This window comes from Nocardia tengchongensis, assembly GCF_054781395.1.
Genome location: NZ_BAAGUM010000001.1, coordinates 242,355 through 261,294 on the forward strand (window position 1 = coordinate 242,355; position 18,940 = coordinate 261,294).

General features: G+C 68.1%; 20 protein-coding genes. 10 read left to right on the top strand and 10 right to left on the bottom strand.

The annotated features are described in order from the left end of the window. Positions 1–58 precede the first annotated feature (58 nt). Positions 59–1,426: an ABC1 kinase family protein gene (locus ACYVKL_RS01125; RefSeq protein ID WP_379170662.1), complete on the bottom strand. Its 1,368-nt coding sequence runs from the start codon at positions 1,424–1,426 to the stop codon at positions 59–61. Positions 1,427–1,681: 255 nt separating this feature from the next. On the opposite strand from ACYVKL_RS01125, the gene ACYVKL_RS01130 reads away from it, so the two are divergent. After that, positions 1,682–3,232, top strand: a complete 1,551-nt coding sequence (locus tag ACYVKL_RS01130; RefSeq protein ID WP_213554961.1) for an acyl-CoA carboxylase subunit beta — start codon at positions 1,682–1,684, stop codon at positions 3,230–3,232. A 116-nt stretch (positions 3,233–3,348) separates the two neighbouring features. Here the strand turns inward: ACYVKL_RS01130 and ACYVKL_RS01135 are convergent, their stop codons facing one another. Further along, positions 3,349–4,749, bottom strand: coding sequence for a lipase family protein (locus ACYVKL_RS01135; RefSeq protein ID WP_379170258.1), 1,401 nt, complete (start codon positions 4,747–4,749; stop codon positions 3,349–3,351). A gap of 138 nt (positions 4,750–4,887) precedes the next feature. Next, positions 4,888–5,739 carry an acyl-CoA thioesterase domain-containing protein gene (locus ACYVKL_RS01140; RefSeq protein ID WP_246597591.1) on the bottom strand — a complete coding sequence of 284 codons (852 nt, stop codon included), beginning with the start codon at positions 5,737–5,739 and terminating at the stop codon, positions 4,888–4,890. Positions 5,740–5,898: 159 nt separating this feature from the next. Between ACYVKL_RS01140 and ACYVKL_RS01145 the strand changes: the two genes are divergently transcribed. The 3 genes from ACYVKL_RS01145 (at position 5,899) to ACYVKL_RS01155 (ending at position 7,409) form a co-directional block, all read left to right on the top strand. Next, positions 5,899–6,462: a hypothetical protein gene (locus ACYVKL_RS01145; protein WP_379170260.1), complete on the top strand. Its 564-nt coding sequence runs from the start codon at positions 5,899–5,901 to the stop codon at positions 6,460–6,462. Positions 6,463–6,552: 90 nt separating this feature from the next. After that, complete coding sequence (locus ACYVKL_RS01150) at positions 6,553–6,852, top strand: hypothetical protein (protein WP_379170262.1); 300 nt, start codon at positions 6,553–6,555, stop codon at positions 6,850–6,852. Between the two features lie 308 nt (positions 6,853–7,160). Further along, entirely contained in the window at positions 7,161–7,409 is a 249-nt protein-coding gene (locus ACYVKL_RS01155; protein WP_379170263.1) for a hypothetical protein, read from the top strand. A gap of 120 nt (positions 7,410–7,529) precedes the next feature. Here the strand turns inward: ACYVKL_RS01155 and ACYVKL_RS01160 are convergent, their stop codons facing one another. Both ACYVKL_RS01160 and ACYVKL_RS01165 read right to left on the bottom strand, forming a co-directional pair. Further along, the gene (locus ACYVKL_RS01160; RefSeq protein ID WP_213554957.1) at positions 7,530–8,417 is read right to left on the bottom strand and encodes a helix-turn-helix domain-containing protein; all 888 of its coding nucleotides are present in this window, start codon (positions 8,415–8,417) and stop codon (positions 7,530–7,532) included. An 87-nt stretch (positions 8,418–8,504) separates the two neighbouring features. Then, a complete protein-coding gene (locus tag ACYVKL_RS01165; RefSeq protein ID WP_379170265.1) occupies positions 8,505–8,735 on the bottom strand; it encodes a DUF397 domain-containing protein in 231 nt (76 codons plus the stop codon). A 390-nt stretch (positions 8,736–9,125) separates the two neighbouring features. On the opposite strand from ACYVKL_RS01165, the gene ACYVKL_RS01170 reads away from it, so the two are divergent. Continuing rightward, positions 9,126–9,317, top strand: coding sequence for a hypothetical protein (locus ACYVKL_RS01170; protein ID WP_379170267.1), 192 nt, complete (start codon positions 9,126–9,128; stop codon positions 9,315–9,317). Positions 9,318–9,548: 231 nt separating this feature from the next. On the opposite strand, the gene ACYVKL_RS01175 is transcribed toward ACYVKL_RS01170, so the two are convergent. Beyond that, positions 9,549–10,325 (bottom strand): winged helix-turn-helix domain-containing protein, encoded by a 777-nt coding sequence (locus ACYVKL_RS01175; protein WP_379170268.1) that lies wholly within the window; start codon positions 10,323–10,325, stop codon positions 9,549–9,551. 175 nt (positions 10,326–10,500) lie between these two features. Here ACYVKL_RS01175 and ACYVKL_RS01180 point away from each other — a divergent pair, with 175 nt between their 5' ends. After that, a complete protein-coding gene (locus tag ACYVKL_RS01180) occupies positions 10,501–12,504 on the top strand; it encodes an APC family permease (protein WP_379170270.1) in 2,004 nt (667 codons plus the stop codon). 11 nt (positions 12,505–12,515) lie between these two features. Here ACYVKL_RS01180 and ACYVKL_RS01185 read toward each other — a convergent pair whose 3' ends face one another. Beyond that, positions 12,516–12,875 (bottom strand): winged helix-turn-helix transcriptional regulator, encoded by a 360-nt coding sequence (locus tag ACYVKL_RS01185; protein WP_379170272.1) that lies wholly within the window; start codon positions 12,873–12,875, stop codon positions 12,516–12,518. 59 nt (positions 12,876–12,934) lie between these two features. Between ACYVKL_RS01185 and ACYVKL_RS01190 the strand changes: the two genes are divergently transcribed. From ACYVKL_RS01190 to ACYVKL_RS01200, 3 genes are all read left to right on the top strand, one after another. Further along, positions 12,935–13,732: an SDR family oxidoreductase gene (locus tag ACYVKL_RS01190; RefSeq protein WP_379170274.1), complete on the top strand. Its 798-nt coding sequence runs from the start codon at positions 12,935–12,937 to the stop codon at positions 13,730–13,732. Positions 13,733–13,834: 102 nt separating this feature from the next. Then, positions 13,835–14,494 (top strand): LysE family translocator, encoded by a 660-nt coding sequence (locus tag ACYVKL_RS01195; RefSeq protein ID WP_379170276.1) that lies wholly within the window; start codon positions 13,835–13,837, stop codon positions 14,492–14,494. A gap of 114 nt (positions 14,495–14,608) precedes the next feature. Further along, positions 14,609–14,956, top strand: coding sequence for a hypothetical protein (locus ACYVKL_RS01200; protein WP_357201055.1), 348 nt, complete (start codon positions 14,609–14,611; stop codon positions 14,954–14,956). On the opposite strand, the gene ACYVKL_RS01205 is transcribed toward ACYVKL_RS01200, so the two are convergent. Next, a complete protein-coding gene (locus ACYVKL_RS01205) occupies positions 14,940–15,716 on the bottom strand; it encodes a hypothetical protein (RefSeq protein ID WP_379170278.1) in 777 nt (258 codons plus the stop codon). The two genes, ACYVKL_RS01200 and ACYVKL_RS01205, sit on opposite strands and share 17 nt — an antisense overlap. Positions 15,717–15,720: 4 nt before the next feature. Continuing rightward, positions 15,721–16,749 carry an oxygenase MpaB family protein gene (locus ACYVKL_RS01210; RefSeq protein WP_379170280.1) on the bottom strand — a complete coding sequence of 343 codons (1,029 nt, stop codon included), beginning with the start codon at positions 16,747–16,749 and terminating at the stop codon, positions 15,721–15,723. A 65-nt stretch (positions 16,750–16,814) separates the two neighbouring features. Between ACYVKL_RS01210 and ACYVKL_RS01215 the strand changes: the two genes are divergently transcribed. After that, a complete protein-coding gene (locus ACYVKL_RS01215) occupies positions 16,815–17,474 on the top strand; it encodes a TetR/AcrR family transcriptional regulator (RefSeq protein WP_379170282.1) in 660 nt (219 codons plus the stop codon). Here the strand turns inward: ACYVKL_RS01215 and hpnE are convergent. Further along, entirely contained in the window at positions 17,435–18,838 is a 1,404-nt protein-coding gene (hpnE, locus tag ACYVKL_RS01220) for a hydroxysqualene dehydroxylase HpnE (protein WP_379170284.1), read from the bottom strand. The two genes, ACYVKL_RS01215 and hpnE, sit on opposite strands and share 40 nt — an antisense overlap. Positions 18,839–18,940 lie beyond the last annotated feature (102 nt).

Here is an 18,940-nt window from a genome sequence, read left to right on the forward strand (position 1 = left end):
CCGGGTGAATCTGGCCGTAGCCTGAGGGTTTCCTGACGCTTCTCTCAGGCTTGCGCGATCAGTCGGCCGGGAGCTCGATGCCCTCGGCGGCGACCTTGGCCGCCACCTCGGCGGGGAAGATATTGCGGAACAGGTAGAGATCGCGCCCCAGCTTCCAGCCGGGGGCCAGCGCCACCGCGTACCGCTCGAAATAGCCTAGCTGCTTGCCCATCAGCACCAGCTGCTGCGGGCCCGACGCGCCGCGGCGCTTGCCGAACTCCAGCAGGCGCGCCGAGACCACGCCCAGATCCAGCTTGTCCAGGCTGCCCGAGAGCACCGGGCCCAGCGCGACCGCGAGCTGACGGCCGATGGTGGCGTCATCGCCGCTGTCGTCGGCGACCAGGTCCAGGGCGCGCAGCGCGCGGGCCACCGGGCGGAAGTCGTTGTCGATGGAGCTGGCGTAGAACAGCGCGCGCACGAACTCGCGCCACTCGGCCTCCATCTTGCCCACGATGCCGAAGTCGAGCATGGCCACCCGGCCGTCGTCGAGCAGCCACAGGTTGCCCGCGTGCACGTCGCCGTGGAAGACACCGTGCACCGCAACCGATTCCATCCACGCCTTCACCAGCCGGCGGATCAGCAGCTCCGGCTCCGGGTGGGCGGCGCGGATATCGTCGAAGCGGTCCAGCGGCATGCCGCGCATGCGTTCCATGCACAGCACCCGCGGGGCGCAATAGTCCCAATACACCTCGGGCACCGCCACATTGGTGTTGTCGCCGAAGGCGCTCAGGTGCTGGCGGGCGCGGGTCTGGTTCTCGGCCTCGATCAGGAAGTTCAGTTCCGCGACGGTGGCCTCGTACAGATCCCGCACCACCGCCTGGGTATTGGCGACCCGGGCGTTCTCCGACCGCTTCTCCAGGGTGCGCGCGAGCCGCATGGCCGAGCGCAGATCCACGATCATGCGCCGGGCGATCTCGGGCCGTTGCACCTTCACCACCGCCGGGCGGCCGTCGGGCAGCACGCACGCGTGCACCTGGGCGATGGAGGCCGCCGAGAGCGGTTCGTCGTCGAACTCCAGGAACAGCTCCGAGATCGGCTTGCCCAGATCGGCCTCGATGATGGCGCGGGCGTCCGCCGAGGCGAAGGGCGGCACGTCGTCGAGGCAGCGCAGGCAGGCGTCGGCCAGCTCGCGCGGGAACGCGCCCGGCGAGGACGCGATCAACTGGCCCAGCTTCACGAACATCGGGCCCAGCGTCTCGAAGCCGTTCACCACGCCCTCGGCCGCGGCGCGCTTGCGCTTGGCCGGGCGTAGGCCGCCGCGCAGCACGCTGCTCACGACCGAGCCGCCCAGCACCGCACCGACCACAACGGTCCGCCGCCACTCCGAGAATCCGAAGGTGTCGAGATCGGGCCGGATCACCTCGGGCGTCCCCGCTCGCACAGTCATGGGTGAGCTCACGGGCCGCAGTGTATCGCTGACGGCGGCCTGGTTCGCGGCACGGGGACGGGCTGTCGCCGCACAAGAACAACAGTCGAGTTGTGAGGAGCCGCGCTCCCCGGGCGCGAGGCCGGGCACATTACCCAGGCGTTCGCTGGTTAGGAAGGGGACACGCACGGTACCGTGGGCGGTCGAGTCGTGATCCGGCTCGACGCGGGCACCGATCATGCCCGACCCATGAAGGCGAAAGGCAAGACCTAAGTAATGACGGGTACAGCGGAAAAGCTGGCGGAACTGCGCAAGCTCCTGGAGATCGCCGAAGAACCGACCGGCGAGAAGGGTATCCAGAAGCGAATCGCCAAAGGCGTCGCCAGCGCCCGCGAACGGGTGAACATACTGCTGGACCCGGGCAGCTTCGTCGAAATGGGTGCGCTCATGCGCTCGCCCGGTCAGCCGCACGCCCTCTACGGCGACGGCGTGGTCACCGGTCGCGGCATGATCGACGGCCGCCCGGTCGTGGTCATCTCCCACGACTCCGGAGTGCAGGGCGGTTCGGTCGGCGAGACCTTCGGCCGCCGCGTCCGCCTCGCCATGGAATTCGCCTACAACAACGCCTGCCCGGTCGTGGTGATCAACGACTCCGGCGGCGCCCGCATCCAGGAGGGCGTCACCGCGCTGGCCTGGTACGCCACCATGTGCCGCCTGCAGGAGGACCTGTCGGGCTTCGTGCCGATGGTCGCGGTCATGTTCGGCAAGTGCGCGGCCGGTTCGGTGTACGGCCCGGTCAACATGGACGTGCTCATCGCCACCGACGACTCCTACATGTTCGTCACCGGTCCCGAGGTCATCAAGGGCATCACCGGCGAGGACATCAGCGCCGAGGAGCTGGGCGGCGCGGCCGTGCAGGCCCGCAACGGCCTGCTGCACCACGTGGCCAAGACCGAGACCGACGCCCTGAACTGGGCCCGCGAATACCTCAGCTACCTGCCCAGCAGCTGCATCGAGGAACCGCCGGTCATCAACCCCGGCCTCGAGCCCGAGCTCACCGACTCCGACCTGGAACTGAACCGGATCATCCCGGACTCCGATCGCCAGGGCTACGACATGCACGAGGTGCTGCTGCGCATCTTCGACGACGGGGCCTTCCTCGAGGTCGGCGAAGCGGCCGCGCAGAACCTCATCACCGGATTCGCCCGCGTCGACGGCCGGCCGGTCGGCGTCATCGCCAACCAGCCCATGGTGCTCGGCGGCGCGCTCGACGCGGCCTGCTCGGACAAGGGCGCGTACTTCATCCGCCTGTGCGACGCGTTCAACATCCCGCTCGTCTACGTCGTCGACACCCCGGGCGTGCTGCCCGGCGTCGAGGAGGAGCGCAACGGCGTCATCAAGCGCGGCGGCCGCATGTTCCGCGCGCTCATCGAGGCGACCGTCCCGATCGTCACCATCGTGACCCGCAAGGCGTACGGCGGCGGCTACGCGGTCATGGGCTGCAAGCAGCTCGGCGTCGACATCAACCTGGCGTGGCCGACCGCCCGCATCGCGGTCATCGGCGCCGACGGCATGGTCACCGTCACCGGCAAGAAGACCCTCGCCGCGACTCCGCCCGAGCAGCGCGAGACCGTGCGCAAGCAGATGGTCGACTTCTACAACGCGCTCATCGACAACCCGTGGGTGGCTGCCGAGCGCGGCTACATCGACGCGGTCATCGAGCCGTCGGCGACCCGCCTCGAGATCCGCAAGGCGCTGCGCCTGCTGCGCGACAAGAACGCGGTCCGCAAGCCCAACCCGCGTAAGCACAACCTCTTCCCGATGTGAGCGCAGGCCCAACTCTCGGGGCTCTCAGGGGCTTCCCCTGAAACTGCCACGAGATGCCGAGGGCTTCCCAGGAAGCCCTCGGATATCGCCGGGGTGTTGAAACAGGCTGCCCGCGTTCAGCATTCGTTGGGCGCGGGTATGCCTTGCAAGCGCTGGTCGAGCCAGCTCAGGGATTCGGGATAGCCGGTGAAGGCCGCGATGAAGTGCTCGCCGAACACGCTGCGGTAGACGGCGGGCACACCCAGCGCGCACTGCTCGTGGTAGAGGTTCTTCGCGCCGGCGGCGGGGACCCAGAATTCCTGCTCGCCGTTGAAGATGAACAGCGGCACCGGTGATTTCCTGCCGTCCATGCGGGTGATGCTGTAGATCTCGTGCGCCAGATCGCTGTTCAGCGGGTCGGGGATGTCGGCGGCGATGTCGATCGGCAGCTGCAGCACGCCGGGCACCGCGAACACCTCGCTGCACTGGCTGTTGATCAACGGCGTCACCGCCACCCACCGCGCCAGATGGTTCATGTGGGCCAGGATCTCGGGCCGCTCGCGGCCGATGCCGAAGACCGCGCCCAGGAACACCCCCGAGGCGAGATTGGCGTTCATGGACTGCGCCAGCAGGCTGAAATCCGCGGGCACCCCGCCCAGGGCGGCGCCGACCACCACCTCCGCCAGCTCGGGGGCGTACTCGCTCATCAGCTTCACCGCGCCGTTGGTGGCGATGGCGCCGCCGGAGTAGCCGATCATGCCGAACTTGCTCTCGCCCAGCTCATCCGGCCACTGGTTCCGCACCGCCCGGATGGCGTCGAGGATGAGGTGCCCGGCCACCGTGGGCTCGGCGTAGGCCATCCGCGGGCCCTCGTGGTCGGTGATGAGCACCCCGTAGCCGCGAAGCAGCGCCAGCTGCGTGGTGGGCAGCACGTAGCCGGTGAAGTTGGCGGCCCGGGAAAACCCGTGTGCGAGCGTGTAACCCGGGTTGCAGTCGCGGCCCAGCGCGTCGATGGGCAGGTTGTTCACCACCACCGGCCGCTCCCCCGCCCCGGTCCACGCGTCGACCGGCAGGATCAGGCTGGCGACACCGTAGGACGGCTTGCCGTGCGAGTCGTCGGTGCGGTACTTCAGCTGCAGCACCTGCCGCACCGGCACGATCAGAGTGGGTGCGGCCGTGGCGGTTACGTCGCGGACCGCGACGATGCCGCCGGGGTCGACGACGTCCAGCCCGGCGGGCCAGTCGTCGACGAAGGGGTCGTTGATGGGGGCGGGCATGGTCGCGGCCCGCAGTGCCGCCAAATCCGGTTCCAGCTCCGGAGTGTCGACCAAGGGCGAGTCCGCCGGAGCCGGGGCGAGGGCGGGCGCCGGGAGCACCTGGTCGATCCAGCGCTGGATATCGGGCAGTGAGATGCCGGGCGGGACGGGCGCGGATCCGGGTTCGGGGGGTTGCGCGAATCCCGGTGCGGCACAGAACGCGACGATCGTGGCGCACCCGATCATCAAGGCGCCGGCCAGTCTTCGGAAGCGACTCAGCACAACACCCCCACGGATCGGTCGGTCGGTGGTCCGCGAAGCCTACGGGGACACACCACTGCGACACTCCCGAGTGGTCCGTTCGACGCCACTTCGAGACCGGTCCGTGCCCTAACCGGGCAGCGTGTCACACCATGCGTGTCAGATGCGTTTGCGCATCACCATATCGAGTTGGGCATTGCTGATCTGACGGCCCGCGTTGGACACCGAGGTCACCATGCAGCTACCGAAGGAACCGGTCCGGTCGAACAGGGTGGCCACGCCCACCGCCATGCCGTGCTCACTGAAGTGGCTGTCGGCCTCCACGCCGATCTCGGTGCCCACCGGCTGACGTGAAAGACCCAGCGTCATATCGGTATTGATGAACCCGATGCCCTTGTCGCCCCAGTTGGTCATCATGCTGGTGGCCTCCGCGACCACCGCGACCCGCACGAACGGGGTGAGCTCCTCACCGGTCACCACCCGAATCGGGTTCTGCCAGGTGCGCTTGCGGTGGCCGTTCTCGTGATCGGTGGGCACCGAGTTCCACACCGGCGAATCCTCCCCGCTGTTGAACAGCGGCGTCTGGGGCAGCGGCGAGGGCGGCGCGATCTCGAGCGAGGGCGGCTGCGGCTCCCGCTCGCGGCGCCACAGCTCGCCCGGCGGTTGCTCGGTGGGCTGCAGCAGCACCGCGGTGGCGCGCGCGGCGACGGTGCCACCCTGCACCACGCTGACGTCCGCGACCCGGATCCGCTTGCCGTCACGCACCCGCACGACCGGGGTGGTGGTGTGCTCGAAGCGGGCGGCGCTGAACAGGTCCACGGTCAGCCGCACCGGCGCGAAGCCGTCGGTGGCCTGGGTGCGTTCGAGCTCGCGGGCCAGCAGGCCGGTCAGGGCCGGCCCGACCACCTGCGCCGAGGACCACTGGCTGGCCGCGAACGACGTCGGGAAGAACCCGCCGTCCACCTCGTCGAAATACGCGGGCACATCCACCACGGCACCGGCTCCGTCCACTCGAATCGATCGAATCACTGCTCCCAGAGCTAACACAGCCGTAGAACCGGTATCAATTCGGGGTCCGCTGGATGGCCCGCGGCCGACCGCGCCACCGGCGGCGGAGAGCGGCGCGCGGGGGCGCGGGTTAGCGAGACCGGGCACGGGTACGCCATCGATATGGTCCGCGCCATCGACCGGCTACTCGGCACCCTCACCCTGGCTGTACAGACCCTGCAGGACAACGACATTCCGTGCGCCCTCACCGGCGACTGCGCGGTGTACGCCCGCGGCGGGCCGGTGGGCGACACCCCGCCCGAGGTCGATGTGCTGCTGCGCCCCGCGGACGCGCCGCTCGGGATCAGCCTGCTGGCGGCGGCCGGGTTGCGGCCGCCGCGCGGCGCCGAGGCCGAGCGGGTCACCCTCTACAACGGCGCGGTGCGGGTGGATCTGGTGTTCCGCACCGACCACCGGCCGGTCACCGACGCGCTGCTGGCGCGGGCCGAGCGGCTGCCGATCGGGCCGATCGACGCGCCGGTGGTGTCGGTCGCCGACCTCCTGGTGAACGAACTCACCGTGGCCGATCCGCAGCGGCTGGATTTCACCCGGCTGCTGCACATCGCGCGGGAATTGCGCGCGCAGATCGATTGGGAGCTCGTCCGGGCCGGCACCGCGGCCTCACCCTATGCGCGCGCGTTTCTCGGCCTGCTGGACGATCTGGGGATCAGTGACGGCCGCCGCTGAACAACCGGTCGACATCCATGTGATTCGGCCGCACCTGTCCGGGTATCCGCTTGTTATCGGTTCTGCATTACCTCCGGAGAAAGGACAGTGATGTTGCCTGTCACTCCGTACGCCTACCCCGCCGCCCACAAACTGCCCGGCGACGCCCGCAATCCACGGGACGGGGCCCGCGGCATCCGCAATCTGCCGGGGCCCATTCTGCTGGCCGCGGGAATCGTGTCGATCGCATTGACATTGACCGCCGCGGGCTACGGTGAGCCCGGGTGGAGCGCCCTGTGCGGCCTCACGGGCGTGCTGTGCCTGCGCTTCGGAATCAGTCTGACGGTCGTCGAACAGCGTCGGATCGAAGCTGCGAAGGCCCAGGACACGGCCTGTAGCGGCGATATTTGATCTTCAGCGAATTCCTGGAAAAAGCGGAACAGTCGTTTCCTCCGGAACTTTCGATCGGAAGTACTGGGAAACCCCTGATCGTGTTCAAAACAACCTTCCGCCAACCCTCGTTTCGCAAACTCATAGCATCCCGAAAAGCACTCTGACACTGCGAATTCGATGTTGCAGATGTACTTGCATCTGCGCAACGCACGGTCATAGACTCGTCGTGCAAGGCACCAATAGGGGACAACCAGAGAGCCGAGCGGTGAATCACCGGCGATTCTTCGCCCACGGTCTGCCGGCGGCCTGGCGTCAGGGGCGTTCGAATGAACCAGCCAATCAACCTCAGCCGACTCGGGCTTGCTGACAGAAGTCAGCCGGAGCAAACCTATTCACGTGAGACGGCAACCGCTTTCGTCATCCGCCAGGTCGAATCCACTGGAGCGGCCACTCGGTATGATTTCGACATCGAGCGGATCGTCACCACGGCACACGCCATGGTGAACGACTGGGATCTGCACCACATGCAGCCGGAGGCGTTCTGGCGTATCGCTTCCAGCTTCATCCGGCAGTAATCCGAATCCGGCCGTGCCGCAACCCACCCGGTCCGCGACACGCTGATAGGGGCCCCGTGAGGGGCCCCTTATCCGTCTCCACGGAGACCAGCGCGGGCCCGTGGCGGACCCGCGCGGAGCTCAGTCGAGCTCCGCAGCAATCCTTGCCAGCTCTTTGCGGGAGCGCTCCGGCGGCTCCGCCTGCACACTGAGCTGATCCATGACCTGCCGGTACAGCTCGAGATCCTGACGGCGATCCAGGTACAGGGCGCTGGTCAACTGCTCCAGATACACGATGTCGGGCAGTTCGGGCTCCGCGAAGCGAAGCATGGTGAACGAACTTCCCGCGGCCGCATGACCGCCCGCCGCGTAGGGCAGGAACTGGATGGTCACATTGGGCCGGCGGGACATCTCGATGAGGTGCTCGATCTGACCACGGAGCACGCCGGGACCGCCCACGGGACGGTGCAGCACCGCCTCGTCCAGCACGGCCCAGAAACTCGGCGCACCCTCGCGGGTGAGTAGCTCCTGGCGGCGCCGACGCAGCGAGACGCGGCGCTCCCCATCCGCGTCGTGCCCGAGGGCCACGACCGAGCGGGCGTAGTCGGGGGTCTGCAGCAGACCCGGAACCAACTGCCCCTCGTAGGTGCGAATGGATTTCGCCGCGTGCTCGAGCCCCAGATAGGTTTCGAACCAGGGCGGCAGCAGGTCGCTGTAGCGGTGCCACCACCCCGGCTGATTCGCCTTGCGCACCAGGTCGAGGAACAGCTCGCGCTCACCGGGATCGTCAACGCCGTACAGCGCCAACAGATCCCGGATGTCGCGCTCCTTGAATCCGGTTCGTCCGAGTTCCAGACGACTGATCTTGGCATGGGAACCGCGGATGTGTTCACCCGCGGCCTCCCGTGTGATGTTGTTGAGCTCCCTCAGCTTCCGTAGCTGACTGCCGACCGCGATGCGCAATGCGGTCGGGCCACGTTCGGCGACAGCGGAATCCGCCCGCTCGTGGGCAACGGGTTCTGCAATCATGAGGTCCACTCCGATGCTCGGGTTTGCCGGCAGTGGACTCACAACGGCCTTGTCGCGAACCACCGCGCCGATTGCCAATGCTACCGCTCAGCGCGCGAGGTCGTCGAACTCTCCACTCTTCGCGCCTTGCAGGAACGCATCGATTTCCGGGCGGGTGTACACGATCAGCGAGCCTTCGGGGTCTCGCGAGTTGCGCACGGCCACCTGCCCGTCGGCGAGTGGGGCGAGCTCCACGCAGTTTCCACTGGGATTGCTGAAAGTGCTCTTGCGCCACAACAGGTTCGAGCGATTGGTCGGGGTTGCCGAGATGTCCGTCATTTCAGACTCCTTGCCGGTACCGCCCACAGGACGGTGGTCTCCCAAGTACTTGCAAATGTTCGATCAGGTGTACTTACAGTTGCAACCGCAAGCACGACGATAGCACGCAGGTAGCCCGCTATCGATGGCCTCGAGGCGGCATAATCCTTTGCAACACAACAGATCTGATCTTGGTGACCGGGTAAACCAAGCGAAGTTGCGAAGGATGCCCCGCAGAACTTGACTCGTTCGTCCCGTTAGTCCGGTTGTGCCACAACCCTTTGCCCGTAAAGTCACGTGACGCCGGAAGTTGTTGTCGACACCGAGGACGAGCGTGCAGATGTGCTTGCATCTGCACGATCCGGGATCCTAAACTCGGTGCACCATCCCCCACTCGGCCAGAGGCATCCCATGACGCAGATGCTCGTCCGTTCCGCCGATTCCGCAGGTCGCGGCGAGAATTCCGGTGATTGCGCGGTCGAACCGCGCTCGCTCACCTACCGCAAGGCCCGCGCGATCCTGCACACCCACGATCAGCACTTCGCCTGCCGGCAGTATCTGGCCGCGATAGCGTACCTGTCTGCCGACAACGACGTGGACTGAGTACACCGGGCGCGCGCACTATTGCTTTCGTGCATCCGCTCCGATCGCCGACCAAGAGCGCGATATCCCTTGCGCGGCAGCCGACTCCGGTCACCCGATCCGCCGGTCGGTGCGCTCCCGGGAACGCGAATATCGGGCTATGTTTTCTGCCAAGAGGGGTTGTCTGAGACGAGACCGACCCGTCGGCATCAGTCGGCCGCGATGCAGCCCGTTCGGGCCGTCGCCCCGGCCTTACGCGGTGGCCGCCACCTCGCCGGCCGCGCCGGACTCGGCCGTGCCGACCAACTCCTCGAAGCGCGCCACCACCTTGCGGTGGTACATGCCGAACAGATCCTCGAACAGCGCCAACTGCGCCTGACTCGGCCCGGCGTCGGATTCCCAGACCGCCACCAGCGCCCGCCACACCAGCACGTGCAGATCCGGCGACACCGCGAAGTACGCCTCGACCGCCTCGGGCACGTCGAGCACCAGTTCGCCGATCGAGTTGAGCACCGCCCGCTGCACCGAGAGCCCGAGCGCGGTGAGCAGCCGGCGCAGCAGCCCGAGCTCGATGCTCAGCATCCGATGCGCATCCGGGTCCGCGCCGCGCGCAAGGCTTTCCAGTTCGTCGATCTCGACCTTGAGGACCGCCGGATCGAGCGGGCGCTCACCGCCGGTGTAGGCGAGCAACGCCTCGAGCGCGATCCCGCGCTCCTCCTCGACGATATTGCCGAACATCTCCGCGGCGATCTCCGGCTCCGGCATCGACAGCCGGAACAGGCGGCCGTATACGTCCACGCCGCCCTCGGCGCGCACGTCCCGGATCACGAATCCCTTGCCGCGGTGGGCATCCACGAAACCGTAGGACTCCAACCGGCCCAGAATCAGTTGCGCTGTCGCACGATTCAGGTCGAATTCCTCGGCGACCTGGCGGACGGACGGCATCAGACCACCGGGCACGTACTCCCCGGATGCCACGCGACGTGCCAATTCGTCGGCAACGTCGGCGACGACCGTCCGGTCTCCCATCGTGTCACCTCTCCACAAAACCTGTTCTACGTCCCAGACAGTCTAGGTGGTTGTTGGATCAACCGCACAAGTCTTCGAATCCGCAGGTAGGAACGCCGGGCCGTTCGGTTTCTTTACGAAATCCCTACGGCCCGGCGCAGCGCTTCCCGCTGCTCCCACACCTAGGCTGACCAGCGTGGTTTCACCGATCGACGTTGCCAAACGACTCGTGCTCGGACGGCCGTTTCGCAGCGATCGGCTCGGCGAAACGCTGCTTCCGAAACGGCTCGCACTGCCCATCTTCGCCAGCGACCCCTTGTCTTCGGTCGCCTATGCGACGCAGGAGATCCTGCTCATCCTGACGCTGGGCGGGCTGGCCTACCTGCATCTGACACCCGTGGTGGCCGCGGGCGTGGTGGTGCTGCTGGCGGTGGTGGCCTTGTCGTATCGGCAGGTGGTGCAGGCGTATCCGTCCGGCGGCGGGTCCTACGAGGTGGTCGCCGAGAACCTCGGCGCGATGCCCGGCCTGGTGGTCGCGGCCGCGCTGCTGGTCGACTACGTCATGACCGTGGCGGTGTCGGTGTCGGCGGGCGTGGACAACATCATCTCCGCGGTGCCCGACCTCAATGCCTACCGGGTGGCCATCAACCTGGCGTTCATCGTCTTCCTGACCGCCATGAACCTGCGCGGGGTGCGGGAATCGGGGCGGGCCTTCGCGATTCCCACCTACGGGTTCATCCTCGGCATCTTCGCGCTCATCGTGGTCGGGCTGGGTCAGACGCTGCTGGGGCACGCGCCGGTGGCCGAGAGCGCGCACTACGAGATCCGAGCCGAACAGGTCGGTTTGTCCACCGCCGGCGTGGCCTTCCTGCTGCTGCGGGCGTTCTCCTCCGGCTGTACCGCGCTCACCGGCGCGGAGGCCATCTCCAACGGCGTGCCCGCCTTCCGCAAACCCAAGGCGCTCAACGCGGCACGCACCATGACCGCCATGGGCGTCATCGCCATCGCCATGTTCTCCGGGGTGACAGCACTGGCCATGATCACCAAGACCCGCGTCACCGAGAACGCGTGCGACATCATCGGATTCGCGGGCGACTGCCACACCGACGCCCAGAAGACCGTCATCGCGCAGATCTCGGCGGCGGTGTTCGGCGGGCACAGTTTCGCCTTCTACTACCTGATGGTCACCACGGCGCTGATCCTGATCCTGGCCGCCAACACCGCCTACAACGGCTTCCCGCTGCTGAATTCGATCCTGGCGCAACGCCGCTACATGCCGCGCCAGCTGCACACCCGCGGCGACCGGCTGGCGTTCTCCAACGGCATCATCCTGCTGGCGGTGGTGGCGGGCGCGCTGATCTACGCCTTCGACGGATCCACCACACGACTCATCCAGCTCTACATCATGGGCGTGTTCACCTCGTTCACGCTGTGCCAGACGGGCATGGTCAAGCACTGGAACCGGGAACTGCGCATCACCGAGAACACCGCCGATCGACTGCGGATCCACCGGGCGCGCTTCATCAATGCCTTCGGCGCGTGCTTCACCGGGGTGGTGCTGGTGGTCGTGATGATCACCAAGTTCACCCACGGCGCGTATCTGGTGGTCATAGCCATGCCGATCCTGGTGGCGGTGATGTGGCTGATCCACCGGCACTACACCTCGGTGCGCGGCGAATTGGCCATCGACCCCGATGATCTGGAGATGCTGCCCGGCCGGGTGCACGCGCTGGTGCTGGTGTCGGGCTGGCACAAGGCGACCCAGCGCGCGGTGCAGTTCGCACGCGCCACCCGGCCCGACACCCTGACCGCGGTCACAGTGAACGTGGACGACGCCGATACCCGTGCACTGGCCCGTGATTGGGAAAGCTTCGGCGTGGGCATTCCGCTCAAGGTCATCGAATCGCCCTACCGCGAGATCACCCGTCCGGTCCTCGACGAGATCAAACGGCAGCGCAAGTCCCGGCCGCGGGATGTGGTGAGCGTCTTCATCCCCGAATACGTTGTCGGCCGCTGGTGGGAAAACCTGCTGCACAACCAGAGTTCACTACGCCTGAAGGCGCGCCTGCTGTTCGAGCCCGGTGTCATGGTGACCAGCGTGCCCTGGCAATTGCGGTCCTCCCGCTCCCACGCCGCGCTGCGCGAGGAGCACACCGCCGGTGAAATCCGCCGTGGCATCACCAGATCCGGCGGCGCCTGAACCGAGCGGACCTAGCCGTCCTCGGACTCCCGATCGCCCTCGAGGTTGTCGGCCCAGCGTTCGGACCACGTCCAGACAGCTTCCAGGGCTCGCCCCAGTTCCTCGCCGGCGGTGGTCAGTTCGTAGGACTTGTCGGCGCGCTTGATGGCGACGCCGGCTTCGACGAGGCGCTGCAGCCGCACCGAGAGCATGCTCGACGAGCAGTTGCCCATGCGGCGGCGCAGTTCCAGGAAGCCCAGGGCGCCCGGCTCCAATTCCCAGATCACGCGCAGGATCCAGCGTTGGCCGAGCAGGTCCATGGCGGCCAGCAGCGGCGCGGTCGAGGCGTCGGCGCGGCTGTTGGCGGGCGGTGGCTGACTTGCGCTTCTCATTTCGAAGTACCAATGTAGTGCTTCTGAATCAGAAGCAGTGCAGTGGATGGAGGACACGCATGGCAATGACGACAGAGACCGGGCGGACGACAGGGACCGGGCGGCGCATCGTGCTGATCACCGGAGCGTCCCGCGGGATCGGCGCGGAAACCGCACGCGTGCTGGCGGCCCGCGGCGACCACGTGGTCATCAACTACCGGGAGAAGCGCAAACGCGCCGAGACCCTGGCCGACGAGATCGCGGCCGCGGGCGGCAGCGCGTCGGTGGCGGGCGCGGACATCGCCGACCCCGACAGCGCGCGCACGCTCGTCGACGCCGTGGTCGCCGAGTTCGGCCGGCTGGATGTGCTGGTGCTCAATGCTTCCGGCGGCCTGGAACGCGACGCCGCACCCGGCTACGCCATGCTCCTCAACCGCGACGCCCAGACCCGCCTGAGCGAGCTCGCGCTGCCGCACCTGCCCGCGGGCGGCCGGATCGTGTTCGTCACCAGCCACCAGGCGCACTTCTCCCCCACCCGCGTCGCGCCGCCCGGCTACGAGCAGATCGCCGCCAGCAAGCGGGCCGGTGAGGACGCCCTGCGCGCCATGACCGGCGAATTCGCCGCCCGCGGTATCGGATTCACGGTGGTCTCCGGCGACATGATCGACGGCACCATCATCGTGAAGCTGCTCGAACGCCGCGACCCGGACGCCGTCACCGAGCGCCGCGACCAGGGCGACCTGCCCACCGTCGAGGAATTCGCCACGGCCGTCGCCGACGCCACCACCCTCGACGCGCCGCTGGGCCACACCGTGTACGTGGGCGGACACGACTATCTGACCGAGCCGACCGCCACGTCCGCCTCAGCCCACCACTGACATCGGGGTGTGCGGGGCGACGCGCCGGTCAGGGGTGCGAAGTCGGGCGATCCGGCGAAATCCGCTGGCCGAGCAGGTGGGGTGGTGTGCGAGCATCGGGGCATGCCCCACTGGATTCAGGTGCTGCCCGCCTTCGCTCTCGCCTCGCTGATCCTGGCCGCGCTGCCCGGCCCGGCCACCGCGCTGTTCCTGCAGCGGTCGGTGCGCGACGGGCGGGCCGCGGGGCTGGCCGCGGTGGTGGGCAATGAGATCGGCATCTTCGGGTGGACGGTCGCGGGCGGGGCGGGGTTGTCCGCGTTGCTGGTGGCCAACCGGGTCCTGAACGTCGGTATCCATCTGCTGGGGGCACTCGTGCTGATCTGGCTGGGTATCCAGGCCTGGCGCAGCACGCGGGGCGATCGTGGCGCTCGCGCTGACGACGCGTTCGGCGCGGCGCTCACCGCGGCGCTGCCCGGCGGCCGCACCCCGGCCGCCGCGTTCCGGGCGTCGCTGGTGTCCATCGCGGCCAACCCGAAGGCGGCGGTCTTCGGGCTGACGATTCTCCCGCAATTCCTGCCCGGCAGTGGCCCGGTCCTGCCCACGGTGCTGATCCTGGCCGCGATCCAGCTGGTCATCGATACCTCGTGGTGCGTCGGCGTCGTGCTGGCCGCCGATCGGGCCGGAACCTGGTTGCGGCGCACCGGAATCCGCCGGCGGATGGAGCGCACGCTCGCCGCGATCCTCGTGGCGCTGGGCCTGGGTCTGGCCGCCGACGCCCGCTGACCTGCTCGAAGGAGTTTCGATTCGACGGATCTGGGCTGGCAGGACCCCGGGTGCGGGACGACGATGGTCGTATCGGGTCCGGAACGAATACTGCCGTCGGGAGGAGGTGCGGCGATGGTGAACGACGTCGAGAAGCGGTGGAACGATCCGTCGATGCTGCGGCAGGCGACCCGCTATGTGCTGAGCGTCCTCGGCCTCGCCGTGGTGAGCGGGGTGGTCGTGGTGGTGTGGGCTTCGGCGCGGCAGCGCTGTCTGGACGGCCCGATGCTGTGCGACGGCACCTCCCGGGCGGTGGTCGGGTTGGTGCCGGGCCTGATTCTGCTCGCCGGGGGCATCGGCGCGCTGGTGCTCGCGTACCTGGCGTGGCGGCACGAGCGGGCGTGGCCGATCTGGCAGGGCGCCGGGTGGTTCCTGTTCACGCTGATGGTCATGTACCTGGGCATCGTCAGCACCCAGGGCTGAGGGTCAGACGGGACAGCGCGGGGTGTCGGCGGTGCTGTCGTGGTGGTCGAACGGGGTGCCGCGGATTCCGGCCCGGGCCGCGAGATAGCGGGCGACGCGGGTGTTGCGGTCCCACATCGGGTCGATGTGGCGGGCGCGGCGGACCATGCGGCCGCCGGACCCGGACGGTGTCGTGGAAGATCGGGTTGCGGCGTTCCAGTGCGCCGGGTGCGGTGACGCTGCGGAACCAGACCGAGGATTCCAGCCCGCGCCGGTACGGGTCCCGCACGAAGCGACCGGTCTGTCCGACCGCGGATGCGACCTCCGCACCTACGAAAGTGCCCATGAAGTCCTGCACACCCATGGCCATCTTCCCGGCCAGCGAGACATTGATCCAGAGCCGGCGACCGTACTCCCACAGGTCCGGGTCGTACCAGTCCGGCGGATTGTCCAGCAGCGCGAACAGATTCACCAGTTCCGGCAGCGGATCGTCGAGACTGTCGATGCCGTGGGTCAGGGCCTGGTCCAGCATGCGCCGCCCGCCCGCCGATCCGAGCCGCCGGAACGCGGCGACCAGCGCGTCCATCGGTTCGTCGCCCTGCCACAGGTGGTCGGCCATGAGCCGGGTGCGCGCGGTCTCGACGGGCTCACGGCGCACGTCGATCCAGGCGCCCAGCATGGCCTTCCGCGGCTCGAACCACAGGTCGGAGGCGACGGCGCGCGGCGGGGGCGGGCGCAGCGGCATGCCTGCGCGGTAGTAGTTGTCGTAAGGATGCGTCATTGCGTCAAAACCCTGTCAACTGGCGGAATCTGGTGATCGAGCCCGAACCCCGGTCGGCATGGACCGGGCAGTAGTGCTTGCCCTCGCCGCGGTGTTCGGCACCGGGCCACAACATTTCGGGTGCTTCGGGCGGTGCGAGCCAGGCGGGACGCTTCCCGGCGACACGGCGGCGGGCGGCGTGAATGCGGGGGAAGAAGTATTTGATTCCGTCGGGTGTCACCCGGTTCATCGCCGACAGCGTCCGGCACAGGCGGTCGAAGCGCCGCTGATCGCGGGCGGTCCAGGGGAAGCCCATGATGGCGCGGATCTCGGGATCACACAGCCCGATGGTGACGAACTGGTAGAAGTGACCGCCGGCGGGGCGGATCAGGTGCTCCCACAAGGGCTTCGGCAGCTGCCGCACCAGTGGGAACGGAGGCACGGGCACGGTGTCGACGAGGTGGAAGACGTCGCGGGCGGCCTTGGTCAACTCCAAAGTGTCGCGGCACATGTCGCGCCAGTAGCGCTGGAACGCGGGCCAGCTCGTCGGCACCACCCGCATGCTCATGCCGTACAGCTCGTACCAGCGGTAGTGCTCGCGCCAGAGTTGCTCGCGTTCGGCGTCGCTCAGCCCGCCCATGAAAAGGTCGGCGGCGCGCAGATTCTGGACGAAGAACACCGCGTGCGCCCAATAGAAGGTGCCCGGATCGAGCGCGTGATACCGGCGGCCGCGGGCGTCCACGCCTTTGATGTCGCGGTGGTAGCCGACGATCTCGCGAGCCGTCCGTGGCGCCCGGTCACCGTCGAACACCACCCCGTAGATCGGATACAGTGACCGCAGTATTCGTCGATAGAACTCGTCGTGGATCTCGGAGTGGAATTCCACGCCCGCCCCGAGCCCCGGATGCATGTTCTGCACCATCCCGACGAACAATGCGCTGGGCAGAAAATAGAGCGACCCGAAGGTTTTCCAGGTCAACGAGTCCGGCCCGAGCGGCCGCGGCTGAAAGTGCGGGTCGCGTCCCTGGTCCGACACCGCGCTGTGTGACACCATGTTCCAACGCTGACACGACTTTTCACTCGCTTTCAATTCGCATTCTCGATCTCCCCCGAATCGCCATGACATCGAAACGCCGCACCCCGAAATCCCCCGCGACGCCGACGCGCCGCACCCCGCAGCAGGATCGTTCGCGCGCCATGGTGGCCCGCATCGTCGACGCGGGCCAGCGGGTGCTGATCACCCACGGCTACGACGGCGCGTCCACCAATCGCATTGCCGCGGCGGCCGATATCAGTCCCGGCTCGCTGTATCAGTACTTCCCGAACAAGGACGCGATCGTGGCCGCGGTCATCGAGCGCTACACCGCTGACGTCGCCGCCCGGGTGCGTGCCCGGGTGTTGTCGAATATCGGCAAACCGCCGGAAGTGTCGGTGCCGGAGACGATCTCGTATCTGATGGACGCGCTCGGCAATGACCGCGAGCTGCTGCGCGCGGTGGTCGAACAGACGCCGCGGCTGTCCGCGGACGGCCCGGTGGTGGCCTTCGAGCAGCAGATCGGGGAGTTGGCCCGGGTGGCGCTGTCCCTGCGCCCGCATCCGATTCCCGCCGATGTGGATGCCGATGCGGCGGCCTGGATGCTGGTGCGCACGGTCGAGCATCTGACCATCCGCTACCTGCTCGACGGCCCGCCCATCCCGCGCGAGCGTTTCCTGGCCGACATCACGCGGCTGATCCTGAACTACTTCCGGGAGCCGGCGGCGCGAGTCGAACGCGAGTGATCGGATCCGGCGGCCGGGAGCGCGAGCAGCAGGTCGACGGCCTTGGCCGCGCTCTGGGCCGCGCTCTCCATCGTGGCCGACCAGTCGGTCCGGGTCCAATCCCCCGCCAGCACCAGCGTGGGCACCGAGGTGCGCTGCCCCGGCCGCAACCCGTCGGTCCCGACCACCTGCGAGAACGTGGCCCGCGGCATCGGAACCACCTGCGCGTGCAGCACTTTCGCCTCCGCAGCCTCCGGGTAGTAGCTGCGCAGCAGCGCCATCTGCTCGTCGACCACCGCCTGGTGCGGCTTGTGGATCTGGGCGTACGCACCACTGGTGGTCAGGCAGTACAGCCAGCCGTTGAGGGTGCCGCGCCCGTGCATGCGCTGCCGGTCGAACACCTCGTCGATGACGCCGGTGCCGCCGATCAGGGCTTCCATGGCGGCCTTGGTGCCCAGCGGCCGGTCCAGATACAGGTTGGTGCTGACGATCGGGGTGTAGCCGAGTTTGTCCGCGGCCGAATAGATCTGATCGTGCTCGGGTAGCTCGTCGAGCAGTCCGCCGATGTAGGAGTTGGGGACCGCGCAAACCACCGCGTCGGCGGGTTCCACCTCGCCGCCGGCCAGTTCGACCCCGGTCACCGCGCCGTCGGCGATCCGGATGCGCCGGGCCACCGCCCGATGCCGCACCTGCACCCCGTGCCGGTCGAAGACCCGCTGCGCGCCGGACACGAACAGCGTGTCGAGGTCGGTGGTCGGGTAGCCGATGGAGACCGGCCGCATCCGCTTGACGCCCAATCGGATTCCGGTGGCCAGCACGTCGGCGAAGACCTTCGCCGACTCCTGCCGGACCGGTTCGGCGGCGATGCCCAGTGCCAGCCAGTCCCACAGCGCCTCGCGCGCGGTGTCGGGCATGCCGAGGCGCCGGAACCATTGGTCGGTGGTGAGGTCGGCCAGGTCGCGCGGCTGCCGCAGGCACTGCCAGCCCATGCGCATGGTCGCGGCGGCCGCGCGCATCCGATCGGCGGCGCTCGCGTCGGGATGCGCGCCGAGCAGGGTGCGCAGAGCGGGGAGACCGGTGGTGCCCATGACGGCGGTGCGGCCGCCGGGCCAGCGCAGCACGCCCTGCTGCGGAAAGCTCACGTACTGCCGGGTACCGACGCTGGTCAGGTACCGGAACAGGTGCTCGTAGCCGCTGGCGATCACGTGCTGACCGTTGTCGGGGACGTCGCGCAGCGGCGCGACCTCGAGCGAATGCGTGCGCCCGCCCAACCGGCCGCGCCGTTCCAGCAACGTGACTTGTTTGCCGGCTTCGGCGAGCCACACCGCCGCCGCCAGTCCTGCCAGTCCCCCACCGATGACCACGTAGCGTCGCGGATCGTTCATGTTCGCCCCTAGAACTAGCCCTGCACCAAGCAAGCTACGCCCGCCGAGCGCGTCGCATACGCGTATTTCGTTACCTCACACAGCGAATGCCGCCGGTGTCCT